This window comes from Pseudomonas sp. DSP3-2-3 (assembly GCF_049898225.1).
In the GTDB taxonomy this organism is placed as follows: Bacteria; Pseudomonadota; Gammaproteobacteria; order Pseudomonadales; family Pseudomonadaceae; genus Aquipseudomonas.
This window is the reverse complement of the sequence record NZ_JAFCXH010000005.1, coordinates 277,202-292,285: the sequence shown is the minus strand read 5'-3', so window position 1 is coordinate 292,285 and position 15,084 is coordinate 277,202. Positions and strand designations below refer to the sequence as shown.

The 15,084-nt window shown below is 59.8% G+C and carries 15 protein-coding genes and 1 pseudogene; 9 read left to right on the top strand and 7 right to left on the bottom strand.

Annotation, left to right across the window (positions count from 1 at the left end):
- Positions 1 to 218: 218 nt before the first annotated feature.
- From ACP7E4_RS08710 to ACP7E4_RS08700, 3 genes are read right to left on the bottom strand one after another with little or no spacing between them, the layout of a single operon-like run.
- A complete protein-coding gene (locus tag ACP7E4_RS08710) occupies positions 219 to 596 on the bottom strand; it encodes a VOC family protein (protein ID WP_426118075.1) in 378 nt (125 codons plus the stop codon).
- Entirely contained in the window at positions 593 to 1,684 is a 1,092-nt protein-coding gene (locus ACP7E4_RS08705) for a Fic family protein (RefSeq protein ID WP_426118076.1), read from the bottom strand. The genes ACP7E4_RS08710 and ACP7E4_RS08705 overlap by 4 nt, the downstream gene beginning before the upstream one ends.
- A gap of 48 nt (positions 1,685 to 1,732) precedes the next feature.
- Positions 1,733 to 2,641: a LysR family transcriptional regulator gene (locus ACP7E4_RS08700; protein ID WP_426118077.1), complete on the bottom strand. Its 909-nt coding sequence runs from the start codon at positions 2,639 to 2,641 to the stop codon at positions 1,733 to 1,735.
- A gap of 102 nt (positions 2,642 to 2,743) precedes the next feature.
- Between ACP7E4_RS08700 and ACP7E4_RS08695 the strand changes: the two genes are divergently transcribed.
- The 3 genes from ACP7E4_RS08695 (at position 2,744) to ACP7E4_RS08685 (ending at position 5,150) form a co-directional block, all read left to right on the top strand.
- Positions 2,744 to 3,244, top strand: a complete 501-nt coding sequence (locus tag ACP7E4_RS08695; protein WP_426118078.1) for a GlcG/HbpS family heme-binding protein — start codon at positions 2,744 to 2,746, stop codon at positions 3,242 to 3,244.
- A 13-nt stretch (positions 3,245 to 3,257) separates the two neighbouring features.
- On the top strand, positions 3,258 to 4,793 hold the full coding sequence (locus tag ACP7E4_RS08690) for an MFS transporter (RefSeq protein WP_426118079.1): 1,536 nt from the start codon (positions 3,258 to 3,260) through the stop codon (positions 4,791 to 4,793).
- Positions 4,794 to 4,892: 99 nt separating this feature from the next.
- Positions 4,893 to 5,150 carry a DUF2790 domain-containing protein gene (locus tag ACP7E4_RS08685; RefSeq protein ID WP_426118080.1) on the top strand — a complete coding sequence of 86 codons (258 nt, stop codon included), beginning with the start codon at positions 4,893 to 4,895 and terminating at the stop codon, positions 5,148 to 5,150.
- Positions 5,151 to 5,160: 10 nt separating this feature from the next.
- Here the strand turns inward: ACP7E4_RS08685 and ACP7E4_RS08680 are convergent, their stop codons facing one another.
- Both ACP7E4_RS08680 and ACP7E4_RS08675 read right to left on the bottom strand, forming a co-directional pair.
- Positions 5,161 to 6,297: a glycerate kinase gene (locus ACP7E4_RS08680; protein WP_426118081.1), complete on the bottom strand. Its 1,137-nt coding sequence runs from the start codon at positions 6,295 to 6,297 to the stop codon at positions 5,161 to 5,163.
- Positions 6,298 to 6,384: 87 nt separating this feature from the next.
- Positions 6,385 to 7,494 carry a sugar diacid recognition domain-containing protein gene (locus tag ACP7E4_RS08675; protein WP_426118082.1) on the bottom strand — a complete coding sequence of 370 codons (1,110 nt, stop codon included), beginning with the start codon at positions 7,492 to 7,494 and terminating at the stop codon, positions 6,385 to 6,387.
- 95 nt (positions 7,495 to 7,589) lie between these two features.
- On the opposite strand from ACP7E4_RS08675, the pseudogene ACP7E4_RS08670 reads away from it, so the two are divergent.
- Positions 7,590 to 7,774, top strand: a pseudogene (locus ACP7E4_RS08670) (alpha/beta hydrolase); the annotation flags it as partial.
- Positions 7,775 to 7,895: 121 nt separating this feature from the next.
- On the opposite strand, the gene ACP7E4_RS08665 reads toward ACP7E4_RS08670, so the two are convergent.
- Positions 7,896 to 8,609, bottom strand: a complete 714-nt coding sequence (locus ACP7E4_RS08665) for a FadR/GntR family transcriptional regulator (RefSeq protein ID WP_426118083.1) — start codon at positions 8,607 to 8,609, stop codon at positions 7,896 to 7,898.
- Between the two features lie 398 nt (positions 8,610 to 9,007).
- Between ACP7E4_RS08665 and ACP7E4_RS08660 the strand changes: the two genes are divergently transcribed.
- The 5 genes from ACP7E4_RS08660 to pncA all read left to right on the top strand — a co-directional run bounded on the left by ACP7E4_RS08660 (position 9,008) and on the right by pncA (position 14,437).
- Entirely contained in the window at positions 9,008 to 10,357 is a 1,350-nt protein-coding gene (locus ACP7E4_RS08660; protein ID WP_426118084.1) for an MFS transporter, read from the top strand.
- A gap of 30 nt (positions 10,358 to 10,387) precedes the next feature.
- Positions 10,388 to 11,740: a glucarate dehydratase gene (gene gudD / locus ACP7E4_RS08655; protein WP_426118085.1), complete on the top strand. Its 1,353-nt coding sequence runs from the start codon at positions 10,388 to 10,390 to the stop codon at positions 11,738 to 11,740.
- A 183-nt stretch (positions 11,741 to 11,923) separates the two neighbouring features.
- Positions 11,924 to 12,577, top strand: a complete 654-nt coding sequence (locus tag ACP7E4_RS08650) for a DUF1345 domain-containing protein (RefSeq protein ID WP_426118086.1) — start codon at positions 11,924 to 11,926, stop codon at positions 12,575 to 12,577.
- A gap of 120 nt (positions 12,578 to 12,697) precedes the next feature.
- Entirely contained in the window at positions 12,698 to 13,663 is a 966-nt protein-coding gene (locus ACP7E4_RS08645; RefSeq protein WP_426118087.1) for a D-2-hydroxyacid dehydrogenase family protein, read from the top strand.
- Between the two features lie 135 nt (positions 13,664 to 13,798).
- Positions 13,799 to 14,437 carry a bifunctional nicotinamidase/pyrazinamidase gene (gene pncA / locus ACP7E4_RS08640; protein ID WP_426118088.1) on the top strand — a complete coding sequence of 213 codons (639 nt, stop codon included), beginning with the start codon at positions 13,799 to 13,801 and terminating at the stop codon, positions 14,435 to 14,437.
- 85 nt (positions 14,438 to 14,522) lie between these two features.
- Here pncA and ACP7E4_RS08635 read toward each other — a convergent pair whose 3' ends face one another.
- Positions 14,523 to 15,002, bottom strand: coding sequence for a GNAT family N-acetyltransferase (locus ACP7E4_RS08635; RefSeq protein ID WP_426118089.1), 480 nt, complete (start codon positions 15,000 to 15,002; stop codon positions 14,523 to 14,525).
- Positions 15,003 to 15,084: the final 82 nt, after the last annotated feature.

The window sequence follows — 15,084 nt, the reverse complement described above, 5'->3', positions numbered from 1 at the left end:
GGTCGGTACATCCACTGCATTTTCCTCGTCAGCAATGCCGCTTTCCCGGATAAATCCGGTCCCACGGATCCTCGTCAGGCCAGATGGATATGTGTTGTTTGATGAGAGCGAGGCTTGCCTGCGAATCAGGCGCCTCGGTGAGTCAGAGCCACCGCGTTATCGTTCTTCGCGGGCAAGCCTCGCTCCAACGGGGTCTGAAGGCCCCCATTCTGGCCAATTCAAACCAGTTCTGAAATCTCGATCAGATTCAAATCCGGATCACGCACATACACCGAGCGAATCGGCCCAGTGGCGCCGGTGCGCAGGATCGGGCCTTCGATGATTGGCCACTGCGCCGCGTTCAAGCGCTCGATGACCTGCTCCAGCGGAATCGCCGCGATGAAGCACAGGTCCAGCGCACCGGGTACCGGCACATGCGCCTTGGGCTCGAATTCATGGCCGCGAATGTGCAGATTGATTTTCTGATTGCCGAACCGAAACGCCATGCGCCCGGCGCCGAAGGTTTCCAGCTGCATGCCCAGCACGCGAGTGTAGAAATCCTTGGTGGCTTCGCCATCGACGGCGGTCAGTACCAGGTGGTCCAGATGATCGATCATTGTTGAGCTCCTTTGTTTGCCGGGTTCAGCGTGGCCGCGGGAGGCTTGCCGGATAACAGGAGGCGCGCCTTGTCGGTCAAATAGTAGGCCTGCGCGGGACTGCGCGGCGATGCAGGTTTGGTCATCTGGATGAGCCCGGCAACCAGTGCAGGGTTAAGGTAACTGTTGCGAAACGATTGGCGATGCGTGAGCCCTAGATGCTCAATCAGCTCGGCAGCACCAAGTGCCTGACCGCTGCGCAAAGCTTCAAGAAGTCGCCGGACTTGTTCGGTCACTTGTTCGGTCACTTGTGCGGTAGCTTGTGCGGTCAACTCAACACTTTTGATACTCGACGCGGCTTCTTCAAGCGCCTGCTGTAATGCGTTCAACATGAACTCTACAAACGGCGTGGCCTCAGCCAATTGATCCGCGGCAGCCAGCGCTGCGTAGTTAGCCTCCTGCTGCTCGCGGATAACCGTCTCGACAGGAAGATAAGCCAGCATCGGTCGCCACTGGCTGAGAATGACCGTCTGCCATAGTCGCCCCATCCGGCCATTACCATCGGCAAAGGGATGAATGAATTCAAATTCGTAGTGAAAAATGCAACTGGCGATCAACGGATGAACTTGCACAGTTGCTACCCAACCGAGCAAATCATCCATCAACGTCCTGACCCGACTGGCAGGCGGAGCCATGTGCAACAGTTGATTGCCGCGATAGATGCCTACTCCTCCTTGCCTAAAACAACCGGGATCGTCGATCAATCCCTGCATAAGCAGTTTATGAGCAGCCAATAAATCGACACGGCTGCCCGGCCGCCATTCGGCCATCGCCTCATAGGCGGCGAATGCATTGCGCACTTCCTGAATTTCCCTCGGCAAGCCCAATACCCGCTGACCATCCAGAACCGCAGTGACTTGCTCAACACTCAAGGTGTTGTTTTCGATCGCAAGGGACGCCTGAATCGTACGTATCCGATTACCACGTCGTAACATCGGCGCCTGACCGACTTCACCCAAGGCTGACAGCCGCCCCAACTTTTCGCTGATGTCAGCCACCAGGGAGAGCATTCGAGGGGTCAATGTCACAGGAGGTTGGTAGTTCTTCATGCATTCGTTTCCAGAATCAATTTGCTCGCAAGCCGACGCTATCGTCGCTCATCTGCCCGGTAGAATCACGCCCGAGGGCTGAACAGACCCTGCTGGCCGCTTCACATGCTCAATAAAACACGCCACAGCCGCGGCCTTTTCGTAGCGTCGGTAGATCAGTGACAGGCAGGAGCGCGGTTGGCAGTCGTGAAGTGGACGGTACAGCACGTTGGGCAACTGGATGCGCTCGACCATCGATTGCGGCACCATGGCGACGCCTTGTCCCAGGGAAACCAGGGCAACCACAGACACCAGCCCGCCGGGTTGCGGACCCAGTTTCGGGGCGAACCCGCCTTGGGCGGCAACGTCGAAAGTGCCGGATATCTGTTCGGGCAGAATAAAGGTTTCGTTCTGCAGGTGCGCTGCTTCGATCTGTTTCAGATTGCAGAGCCAGGACCCGGCGGGCAGCGCCAGAACGAATGCTTCTTCGAGTAAATCCAGTCTGCTCAGCGACTCCCCCAGCGGCATCGGCGAGCGCACGTAGCCAATATCCAGCCGCCCTTCCTCGATCAGGCGCGGCAAGGTCGGCATCAGCTGTTCGGTAATGGTGAAGCCCACATCCGCATAGCGTTGCCGAAACTCGCTGACCTGATTTTGCAGAACGCCCGAGAACACCGCAGAGGCGACGTAGCCTAGCTGGATATACCCGGTTTCACCCCGCCCGGCCCGCTGCGCACTGAGCTGCGCGGACTCGAATTGGCGCAGCGTCGCCTCGGCTTCGATCTGCAAGGCACGCCCGGCTTCGGTAAGGCTCACGTCCCGTTGCGAGCGCTGCAACAGGCGCGTGCCGAGTTCGCTTTCCAGGTCCTGGATCTGCCGGGTCAAGGTCGGCGGCGCGATACCCAACTGTTCGGCAGCGCGAACGAAACTCTTGTGTCGGGCGACGGCCAGGAAGTAGCGGAAATGACGGATTTCCATAATTCAATTAGCTCACAGGTAATCAAGTGACGCGACGCAGGTAATAACACCAAGGCGATGCCGGGATAAGCTGGCCACTCACTCACCTTAGGAAGATCAGCGATGCGCGTCAAATCAGTTCTTGTCATGCTTTGCAGTGCATTGGCTTTACAAATAGCCAATGCGGCCGAGCCTGCATCTAGCATTACTCAAAAAGCAACGTTGGGCCTGAAAGCCGCCAGCCAGTTGGTGCAGGCGGCGCAGGCATACGCCAGCCATCATGGATGGCCCTGTGCGGTTGCGGTCGTTGACGATGGCGGATGGCCAATTCTGACCGCGCGCATGGACAGAGCTCCGGTCGTGGCAGGCATCGAACTGGCCCAGGGCAAGGCACGAACATCAGCCTTGTTCAAGCGCCCATCAGATGATCTGGAGAAAAGCATCAACGGCGGGCGCACCGCAGCGATCACTGCCGGGCTGCTGATGATGAAGGGCGGCCAGCCGATCCGCGTTGAAGGCCAGGTAGTGGGCGCCATCGGCGTCAGTGCTGACACACCTGCCCACGATGATGAAATCGCCCTCGCCGCGCTGCAGTCATTGCAGGTTCCTCAATCACAACGGTAATTACAGGCCCGCCATGAACCTCGATAAACCCAGCCCACGCATGACTCTCCTGACCGCCTCCGGCGTCTGCTCGCTGATCGTGCTCGACACCAATATCGTCGCGGTGACCCTGCCCAGCATCGCCCGGGACCTGGGCGCCAACTTTGCCGACATCGAGTGGGTGGTCAGCGCCTACATGCTGGCTTTTGCCGCGCTGCTGCTGCCGTCCGGCAGCGTCGCCGACCGTTTCGGGCGCAAGAAAATGCTGCTCTGCGGGCTGGTGCTGTTCATCCTGGCGTCACTGGGCTGTGGCGCCGCGCCGAATATCCTGTTCCTCGATATTGCCCGCGCCCTAAAAGGCGTCGGCGCAGCGCTGCTGTTGACCTCGGCCCTTGCCACCATCGGCCATGCCTTTCATGACGAAACCGAACGCGCCAAAGCCTGGGCGTTCTGGGGCGCCTGCATGGGCGTGGCGATGACGGCCGCGCCCACCGTGGGCGGGCTGATTGCCGAACTGCTGGGCTGGCGCTGGATTTTCTACCTGAATCTGCCAGTTGGCCTGCTGCTGATAGCGATGGTGCGCCGCAACATCGAAGAGTCGCGCAACGAACAATCTGCGCGTCTTGATCCCTGGGGCAGCCTGACGTTCAGCGCGGCCTTGTTGTGTCTGATCTGGGGATTGATCGAAGCCAATCGTATCGGCTGGAACAGCCCTGCCACGTTCCTGCGCCTGTTCGGCGGCTTCGGCCTGCTTGCATTGTTTGTATTGGTCGAGCGGATACAGCACAAGCCAATGGTGGATTTGCAGTTGTTCAAATCCCCGCGTTTTATCGGCGCATTACTGGGCATGTTCGCTTACGCCGGATGTGCTCAGGTGATGATGACCCTGCTGCCGTTCTATCTGCAAAACGGGCTGGGCTTCAGCGCCATTGCTTCCGGGCTGGGCATGCTGCCTTTCGCCATGACCATGCTGGTTTGCCCGAAGATCGGCGCCCGGCTGGCGCAACACTATTCACCGGCAACGCTAATGGCGCTGGGTTTGACGCTGGTTGGTTGCGGCAACTTGCTCAGCGCCTGGGCGGTGTCCGGCGGCGGTTACGCCGGTTTTGCCTGCGCCATGGCGGTGACCGGTGCCGGCGCCGGGTTATTGAACGGTGATACCCAGAAAAACATCATGGCGTGCGTGCCTCGCGACCGCGCCGGCATGGCCTCGGGCATGAGCACCACCATGCGTTTCAGCGCGATCATGCTGGCCATCGGCGTGTACGGCGCGTTATTGGCGAGCCACACCGAGCAAACCTTGGAGGCGGCCATGCAGGCACAGGCGCCTGACTGGCTGAATCATGTCGGCAGCATCGCCTCGCGGGTGGTGGCCGGTGACATGGGCGCGGCCATGGCACCGCTTACCGAAAGCGCACGGCTGATTGTGCAACCTCTGGCGCAACAGGCCTTTGTGCAAGGCTTCGCGACTTTGCTCTGGGTGGCCGGGCTGTTGGCCTTGCTTGGCGCAGCGGTGGTGGGTGCATTGATGCGCAAGCCCATTGCGCTGTTACATCTGCAATCGGCGTGACGTTTTTTTATCCGGTTCTTTTCAGGTGGGGGAATAAAGCTCGATGAGCTTCGTCGTACAGGCTCAAGAAGTTGAACTCACCTGAACGAGACGCTCATCATGAAAACCACACTGATTGCCTTCACTTTGCTGGCCTTGGGCTGTGTTGCTACAGGCGCCAACGCTGGCCTCAAAACGCAAGCCAATGTCCAGGATTACACCTACGGCACAAAACTGGACATCGCCAAGGTCGTGTCTACACCGGAGCTGAATTTCTGCGGGGTTAAACCGGTGGAGATGACTTACGTCGACCACATGGGCAATACCCATACCCTGCGTTACGAGGTCAATGGCACCGGCTGCCTGGGTGACAATTGATCTGCATCGATCAGCGCGCCGCCAGTTGCCAGAGGCGCGCCAGATCCCGTGCCCGGTCGTGCAACAGGGTCGGGGCGTCGCGACAGGCTTGCTCCAGCGTCATCGGCCCGCTGGCCAAGGCAAATGCCGCGCTGATGCCGTGCTCGTACAAGTTGGCGTAACCCTCGCCGAGGGTGCCGGCCAGGACAATGACCGGCACGCCAGCCCGCCCGGCAACGCGCGCCACGCCAAACGGCGTCTTGCCGCGTAAGGTCTGGGCATCGAAACGGCCTTCACCGGTAATCGCCAGATCCGCACCTTGCAAAGCCTGCGCAAGCCCGGTGAGATCAGCGACCACCTCGACACCCGGCCGGAACGACGCGTTCAAGTAGGCCTTGGCCGCAAAGCCCATGCCCCCCGCTGCGCCGCAGCCCGGTTGGTCACGCAGATCGTGGCCGAGAACCCCGGCCGAAAGATCGGCGAAGTGCCCGAGGGCGTCGTCCAGTTGCAGAACCTGCGCTGGCGACGCGCCTTTCTGCGGACCGAAAATGTGCGAGGCGCCGTTGAGCCCGCACAGTGGATTGTCAACATCGGCCGCCACTTCAAACTGAACGTCGCGCAAACGCGCATCCAGTTGCTGCACATCAATATGCGCGACCTGTGCCAGTGCCAGCCCGCCAGGCGCAACCGGCTTGCCGTCGGCATCGAAAAACCGTGCGCCCAGCGCGGCAAGCATGCCGCTGCCTGCGTCATTGGTGGCGCTGCCGCCAATCGCCAGAATCACCCGCACCGCTCCGGCCTCCACCGCCGCCAGGATCAACTCGCCAGTGCCGCAGGTGCTGGTGATGCACGCGTCGCGTTGGTCGAGAGTCAACAATTGCAGGCCGCTGGCCATGGCCATTTCGATGATTGCGGTCTGGCTCGCCGCCAACCAGCCCCAATGGGCAACCACAGGCTGACCCAACGGGCCGCTGACTTCGGCGCTCATCAGCTCACCATTACATGCGGCAAGGACCGCCTCGATCGTGCCCTCGCCGCCATCGGCCATCGGGCATTTGATCAGCTCGGCGCTGGGCCACACTTCGGCCAGCCCGGTGGCGATGGCATCGGCGACACCCTGGGCACTCAGGCTGTCCTTGAAGGAATCGGGGGCGATGACGATTTTCATGTTGTTGTTCTCCGTAAACCCAGTGTCGCGATGTTCTCATCCCGGGCGGGATATGCCCCGCGCCCTGCGCACGACGCAAGCGGCAGCCTATTGGTCATTTGAACAAAGCGCAGCGCGTGGCGTCATGTGCAGACCCAGATACAGGCGCAGCAGATCATCGGTGCGATAAGGATCGCAGCCGCTCAACTCGGCGATTTTTTCCAGGCGATAGCGCAGGCTGTTGCGGTGGATGCCCAGCACATCGGCGCAGGCCTGGCTTTCGCCGCTGTAGTCGAACCAGCTGCGCAGGGTTTCCAGCAGTTGCGGATGACTGTGCAATTGCGCAATCGGCTGGGCAACCTGCGCCGCCAGCCAGTCATGCCGATAACGCCAGAACAACACCGGCAGGCGATACGCCGACAGCCGCAACAAACGTTGCTGCGGCTGAACCTCGCGGGCGTAATCCAGCAAATCCCGGGCAGCGGCCACCGCATGGCGCAAGGTCGGCAGGTCCGCCGACTGCTCGACCGTCGCCATGCGCAGCACCTGCCAGCCCTGCTCGTCGAATTGCTCCAGCAACAACGCGTCATCGCGGTCCTTGCCCATGGCCCGACACCAATGGATCAGCAGCGGCTCGCGGACCAGGCACCAGCTGTTGGCATAACGGCCATTGAGCCAGGCCACGACTTTGGCGGCATCGGTGTCGGGCCCGGCCAGTTCGATCAATACCGCCTGACGCGGCAACGCGGGTTGCAGGCCCAGTTGCTGCGCCTCGTCCACGAGATATTCCGGACATTCGGCGAGTATCAAACGTGACAGCAAATCCTCGCTGCGCTGCTGCCGCCACTGCTGATCGGCCTGCTGACGGCGATGCTCCATGAGCATCTCAGCGGTCATTTTCACCAATTCGGCATAGACCCTGACCTGCTCGGGTTCGCCGGTGATACCGAGCACGCCCACCAGTTTCTGATCCAGCATCAACGGCAGGTTCACGCCCGGCTTTACGCCGTCCAGTTGCTGCGCTGTGCTGGCGTCGATTTCAACGACGCGATGGTTGGCCAGCACCAGTTGCGCACCTTCATGCCGGGTGTACAAACGCTCAACGTCGCCGCTGCCGATGATGATGCCCAGATAATCCATGACGTTGACGTTGCACGGCAGAATGGCCATGGCCCGGTCGACGATGTCCTGCGCCAGCGAATGATCAAGGGCAAACATGGCGAGCTCCAGGCGAAGAACTAAAGATGAGGTGCATAGCAGGTGCCGCTGGTTTTTATTTGAGCGTTGAGTCTGCCTGATTCTGGATGCGGGCGCGATTGACGTGGCAAAGTGCTGGCAATATGCAGTTATGCCTGAATGGGGATCAGGTCTGGTATTCGGATTGGGCTATCCCGAAGCGGGCAAAGTGCATGCGCGACTGACGCTCAATCCGTATTTCGAGTGGCAGTCAGAGGTGATGTTGCAGGTGTTGGGGGCGGCCGAGCCCCGGGCAAAATAACGCGCTTGGTTGCAGAGACCTGCAGAAGAGAATTCATTCCCGAAGAGGCCGGTTGTAGCGCTGAGTAATCGGCAGCTTCACCGGCGCCTTCCCGGATGAGTCCAGTCCCACTGCGCTCGGCTCACTCCAGCGGCGCGAGCCTTTCGCGGCTGTTGCTCAGATGGGTCCACATCGCTGCACGAGCCGCGTCCGGGTCCTGACGGCGGATGGCGCTCAGCAGCGCTTCATGTTCAAGGTTGGCCAGATAGCCATGATGGGCAAGATTAGCGCCCGCGCGTTCGCTTGAGGCAATGCGGCTGCGGGGAATGATCGCGCTGCCCAGGTGCTGCATGATCTCGGCGAAGTACGGGTTGCCGGTCGCTTCGGCAATCAGCATATGAAAGCGCTTGTCCGCCTCCACACAGCTGTCTTCCTTGGCCAGAAGATCCTGATAATCATCCAGCGCCTGGCGCATGGCGACCAGTTGCTCGTCCGTGCGGCGCAACGCTGCCAAGGCAACCGCCTGGGTTTCCAGGCCGATCCGCAGTTCGATGATGTCGCGCACGCTCGCCGCGGTTTCGACTTTCAGCCGCAACCCGGTGTGATCGCTGCGCTCCAGGACAAACGTGCCGACCCCGTGATGGGTTTCCACCAGCCCCGAAGCCTGCAATTTCGATATCGCTTCGCGCACCACGGTGCGGCTGACCCCGTGCTCGCGGACGATTTCGCTTTCCGAAGGCAGTTTGTGGCCGGGCGGAATCTTGCCAAGAAGGATGCGCTGGCTCAGATCAGTGACCAGGTCGGTGGCAAGATTGTGTTGCCGACGCTTGGGAATCGGCCGGATAGGCTCTTGCATGGAAAGAGGTGTCCTGGACACGGAGATCGCGGAATGGGTTTGAAGGACATACTACTGCGCACTTGTCTGACGAGCTAGCCAAGCGAACTGAGTTGTCTATCTTGTATGACAAGCTGAGAACATCAATCAGCAGCACAAATGCCAAAAAATCGGCTTGATAATTTTTCTTCCGAGTCGCCAGGCAACGCGCAAACCACCTTTAAAGCCAATGGATATAGGGACAAACGGCAATCCGTAAGCTTTGTCGGCACCGACACCCACCTTCCTTGCGAAAAATATCTGACAAAACGAATCGACGCCCCCTTGCGTCACAAGTCGTTACTTGTATGATGTCTATCAACGCAAGCAACATGGCTTGCCCAAAACCCGCATAAAAATAACGAGTGGGAGATACACCTGTGAACACATCCACTACCAGGGTGAGTGACGGCGCGGATTCGGCTTTGCTTTCGGCGGTTTCGAAAGTAAAGCGTCATGTTCTGCCTCTGTTCGTCATCATGTTTATCGTCAATTACATCGACCGGGTGAACATCGGCTTTGTGCGTTCGCACATGGAGCACGATCTGGGCATCGGTGCCGCCGCCTACGGGTTTGGTGCCGGACTGTTCTTCATCGGTTACGCGCTGTTCGAAGTCCCTTCCAATATCCTCCTGCAAAAAGTCGGCGCCCGTATCTGGCTGACGCGCATCATGCTCACCTGGGGCATCGTCGCCGCCTGCATGGCGTTCATCCAGAACGAAACCCACTTCTATATCCTGCGTTTCCTGCTCGGCGTTGCTGAAGCCGGCTTCTTCCCTGGCGTGATCTATTACTTCACCCGTTGGCTGCCCGGCGTTGAGCGCGGCAAGGCCATCGCCATCTTTTTGAGCGGTTCGGCCATCGCTTCGCTGATTTCCGGCCCACTGTCCGGCCTTTTGCTGCAAATCAACGGCTTCGGCATGCACGGCTGGCAATGGATGTACTTCATTGAAGGGATGTTTTCGGTAGGTTTGTGTGCATTCGTCTGGTTCTGGCTGGACTCCAAACCTCACGATGCCAAATGGCTTACCCGTGAGGAACAGGACGCACTGGTCAACGCCATCGACGACGAACAACGGGCTCGGGAAGCCGCCAATCCGATCAAGGCGTCATTGGGCAAACTGCTCAAGGATCGGCAGATCATCCTGTTTTGCCTGATCTACTTCTTCATTCAGCTGACTATTTATGCCGCGACCTTCTGGCTGCCAAGCATTATCAAAAAAATGGGCGACCTGAGCGACATTCAAGTCGGCTTGTTCAACTCCATTCCCTGGTTGCTGTCGATCATCGGTATGTACGCCTTCGCGTCTTTGTCGGCGAAATGGAAGAAACAGCAGGCGTGGGTCGCCGTAGCGCTGCTGATTGCCGCCGCCGGGATGTTCATGTCCACCACTGGCAGCCCGATCTTCGCTTTTGTTGCGATCTGCTTTGCAGCGCTGGGCTTCAAGTCGGCATCGTCGTTGTTCTGGCCGATCCCCCAGGCTTATCTGGATGCACGCATCGCCGCTGGCGTCATTGCGTTGATCAACTCGGTGGGTAACCTGGGTGGCTTCGTTGCACCGACCACCTTTGGCCTGCTGGAACAACACACCGGTTCGATTCAAGGCGGGCTCTACGGCTTGACGGCGACGTCGATCATCGCCGCCATTATCGTCTTCGCCGCCCGCAATACGCCCAAGGTTGCCAACGCCGCAACTGTGACCACGCCAGCACCGGCCGCCCACTCTTGATCGTGCGCCACGACTATTAAGGACTCAAACATGAATACGTTGAACAATCAGACCGTACACAAAGCGCCTGTCATCACCAGCATGCAAGTGGTTCCGGTGGCCGGTCACGATGACATGTTGCTCAACCTGAGCGGTGCTCACGGGCCGTTTTTCACCCGCAACATCGTTATCCTCAAGGACAACGCCGGGCACACCGGGGTCGGCGAAATACCCGGCGGCGAACGCATTCGCCAGACCCTGGAAGACGCTCGGCAGTTGGTGGTCGGCAGCGCCATCGGCAACTATCAGAAGATCCTCAATAACGTGCGCCAGGCCTTCGCCGAGCGCGATGCCGGCGGCCGTGGCCAGCAGACCTTCGACCTGCGCGTGACCATTCACGCGGTTACCGGCATCGAAGCCGCCCTGCTCGACTTGCTCGGGCAATATCTGGACGTGCCAGTCGCCGCCTTGCTGGGCGAAGGTCAGCAGCGCGACGAAGTGAAAATGCTCGGTTATCTGTTCTACGTCGGCGACCGCAACCAGACGGATCTGGCCTACCGTGGCGAGCCGGACGCCGATAATGACTGGTTCCGTCTGCGTCATGAAAAAACCCTGACCGCCGATGCCGTAGTGCGCCTGGCCGAAGCCGCCCAGCAGCGCTATGGCTTCCAGGACTTCAAACTCAAGGGCGGCGTGCTCAGCGGCGACGACGAAATCCAGGCGGTTACCGCGCTGGCCGAACGCTTCCCCGAGGCGCGCATCACCCTGGACCCCAATGGCGCATGGTCGCTGAAAGAAGCGATTCGCCTGTGTCGGGATCAGCATCATGTCCTGGCGTATGCCGAAGACCCCTGCGGCGCGGAGAACGGCTATTCGGGTCGTGAAGTCATGGCTGAATTCCGCCGGGCCACGGGTCTGAAGACCGCGACCAACATGATCGCCACCGACTGGCGGGAAATGGGTCACGCGATTCAGTTGCAATCGGTGGATATTCCGCTGGCCGACCCGCACTTCTGGACCATGCAGGGTTCGGTCCGTGTTGCGCAGATGTGCAACGAATGGGGCCTGACCTGGGGCTCGCATTCCAACAATCACTTCGATATTTCCCTGGCGATGTTCACCCACGTGGCGGCAGCGGCACCGGGCAATATCACCGCCATCGACACCCACTGGATCTGGCAGGACGGCCAGCGCCTGACCAAAGCGCCGCTGCAGATCGTTGGCGGCTGCGTGCAGGTGCCGAAGAAACCCGGCCTGGGCGTCGAGCTGGACATGGATCAGGTGCACAAGGCCCACGAACTCTATAAAGGCATGGGCCTGGGCGCACGAGATGACAGCGTCGCCATGCAGTTTTTGATTCCGGACTGGAAATTCAACAACAAGCAGCCGTGTCTGGTGCGTTGAGAGCCTGATCGAGTCACACACTATTGCGTAGGAACCGGATGTTTGCCGCGCGATACCGGCGCGCGCCCATTTATCAGGATTTGCCAAGCTGGCACGCGGCGCGCAACCCCCTTGCGCGCCGTTTTTTCTACCCGCATCCGGGCCGTGATAAGGTTCGCGAACCTCTCGTCTCGATGCCCTGCCATGTCCCATATCGCTCACACCCACCCTCGTTTGAGCATCGCCGCAGGCCTGGGCCTGATCAGCGGTATCGCGGCGGCGATCCTTACGCCGGACATTTCCCTGACCACCAAATGCCTGATCGCCTGGAACGTCGGGGTGTGGATTTATCTGGGGCTGATCATGCTGCGCACCTTTCGCACCAATGCCGAAGACGTCGAACGCATTTCCCTGATCGAAGACGAAAACGCCAGCCAGGTGCTGTTCACCGTATGCATTGCCGCCCTGGCCAGCCTCGCGGCAATCACCCTGGAGCTGGCCGGCAGCAAGGAAATGACAGCTGACGCTCGCGCCATGCACTACGCATTCACCGGCTTGACCATTGTCGGTTCGTGGCTGGTCACCGGGGTTATTTTCAGCCTGCATTACGCACGACTGTTTTACACCTGGAAAGGCAAGGAACCGGCGTTGCGTTTCGCCGACGGCGAATTGCATCCGGATTATTGGGACTTCCTTTACTTCTCCTTCACCCTCAGCGTCGCGGTGCAGACTTCCGACGTCGGCGTGGCGACCCATGGGCTGCGCAAGACTGTGTTGTCTCAATGCCTGATCGGCTTCGTCTTCAATACGGCGATTCTCGGTTTTTCCATCAATATTGCTGCCGGACTGTTTGGCTGAGCCGCTACCGGGCTAAAGAGTCGCTCGGCGCAACATCTTGTTTCCCGCGCCGGCGGTCGGCGGTAAGGTAAGCGCACAACCCTAAAAACCTTTCCTTTGCTTTAGCGAGGCAATCTCCAAATGACTCAACGTTCTCCTGTGAGAATTGCGGTGCTCGACGACTGGCAGTCCGTGGCCAGCGACGTCGTGGACTGGTCGGTATTGAACAGCATTGGCGAAGTCACCTTCCTCCATGAGTTTCCAGCCGACACGGACAGCATGGCTGCGCGCCTGCAGGCGTTCGATGTCATTTGCGTGATGCGCGAACGCAGCACCTTCGATGAAGCCCTGCTCAGCCAGCTGCCGCACCTGAAATTGCTGGTCACCGGCGGCATGCGCAACGCTGCGATTGACGTGAAGGCGGCTGGCAAACTCGGCATCCAGGTCTGCGGCACCGACAGCTACAAACATGCCGCGCCGGAACTGACCTGGGCGTTGATCATGGGCATTACCCGTAATCTGGTGGATGAAGCCAACGCCCTGCGCAGCGGCCAATGGCAAATGGGCCTGGGCAGCGACCTGCATGGCAAGACGCTGGGCATCCTCGGCCTGGGCAGCATCGGCAAGTGGATCGCCCGCTACGGCCAGGCGTTCGGCATGAACGTGATTGCCTGGAGCGAAAACCTCACCGCCGAGGCGGCTGCCGAATCCGGTGTCACCTATGTCAGCAAGCAGCAATTGTTTGAGCAGTCCGACGTGCTCTCGGTGCATCTGGTCCTCAGTGATCGCAGTCGCGGGCTGGTGGATGCCCAGGCCTTGAGCTGGATGAAGCCCTGCGCCTACCTGATCAACACGGCGCGCGGGCCGATCGTCGACGAGGCTGCATTGATTGAAACCCTGCAACAACGGCGCATCGCCGGTGCCGCGCTGGATGTGTTCGCCATCGAACCGCTACCCGCCGAGCACCCGTTTCGCACCCTGGACAATGTGCTCGCCACCCCGCACATCGGTTACGTGACCGAAAATAATTACCGCACCTTCTTCAGCCAGATGATCGAGGATATCCAGGCCTGGGATGGCGGGGAGCCGATTCGGGTGTTTGCCTGATACCTCAGACCCTGTTGGAGCAGGGCTTGTCCGCGAAGGCGATTTTCCAGTTCAGGAAGATACTGTGAATGTCCCGACCTCTTCGCGGGCAAGCCTCGCTCCCACAAATTGTGACGATTACCAAGGAGCTTCACCATGACCCAGCCTCGATTCGACCTCGACAGCGTCCTGCTGGTCATCGACATGCAATATGACTTCATGCCCGGCGGCGCACTGGCGGTCGCCGATGGCGATGCGCTGGTGCCGCTGATCAATCGCCTGGGCGAGCAATTTCGCGGCGTGGTCATCACTCAGGACTGGCACCCGTCCGGGCACATTTCATTCGCGTCCAGCCACCCCGGCCGCGTGCCCTTCGAAACCACCACCCTGCCCTACGGCCCGCAAACCCTGTGGCCGGACCATTGCGTGCAGGGCAATCATGGCGCGCTGTTACACGCCGATCTCGATCTGCCTCACGCGCAACTGATCCTGCGTAAGGGCTGCAACCCGCATATCGACAGCTATTCAGCCTTCCTCGAAGCCGACCGCCGCACACCGACGGGGCTGGCAAGTTACTTGAAGGAACGCGGCGTGCAGACGGTCTTCGTGGTCGGCCTGGCCCTGGATTTCTGCGTAGCCTGGTCGGCGCTGGACGCCAGGGCGGCAGGCTTTAGCACGGTGGTGATTGAAGACGCCTGCCGCGCCATCGATATGAATAACTCTCTCGATAAAGCCTGGCAGGACATGATTGCGGCAGGTGTGACGCGGATTGATAGCAGCGCGTTGCTCGGATAGCCGTGTCAATCGCCGCGTTACGCCGTGGGACCGGCTTTAGCCGGGAAGGCATTTTCCCGGCTAAAAGCCGGTCCCACCTTGCAACTCAACCCAACGCAAAACGCTTCAACGTCTCGCCTTCAAGGCGATAGCGCACCCACTCATCCTGCGGCTGCGCGCCGATGGACTTATAGAAGTCGATGGCAGGCTGATTCCAGTCCAGCACGCTCCACTCGAAACGCCCGCAGCCGCTGTCGTAGGCAATTCTGGCCAGCTGTCGCAGTAGCGCCTTGCCTGCTCCGACGCCGCGATGCCGGTCGGAAACGAACAGATCCTCCAGATACAGACCCTTGCGGCCCAGCCAGGTGGAATAACTGAGGAAATACACAGCGAAACCGATGGGTTCATCGTCCAGCAGGCAGATCAGCGCCTTCGCCGGAGAGGGTTCATCGAACAGGCTGCGCTCGATTTCTGCCACGCTGGTCAGCACTTCGTGCTCGGCTTTTTCGTAAATCGCCAGTTCAGTGATAAAGCCCAGAATGACCTTGGCATCGGCTCTGGTCGCTTCGCGGATTTCGAGGGGCAAAACAGTTCTCCTTTTTGTGAATTCGGCCTCGTTCAGTACAGAACGATGGGCAGTGAATTGTGTCTTAACCAGCAGCCCGGCG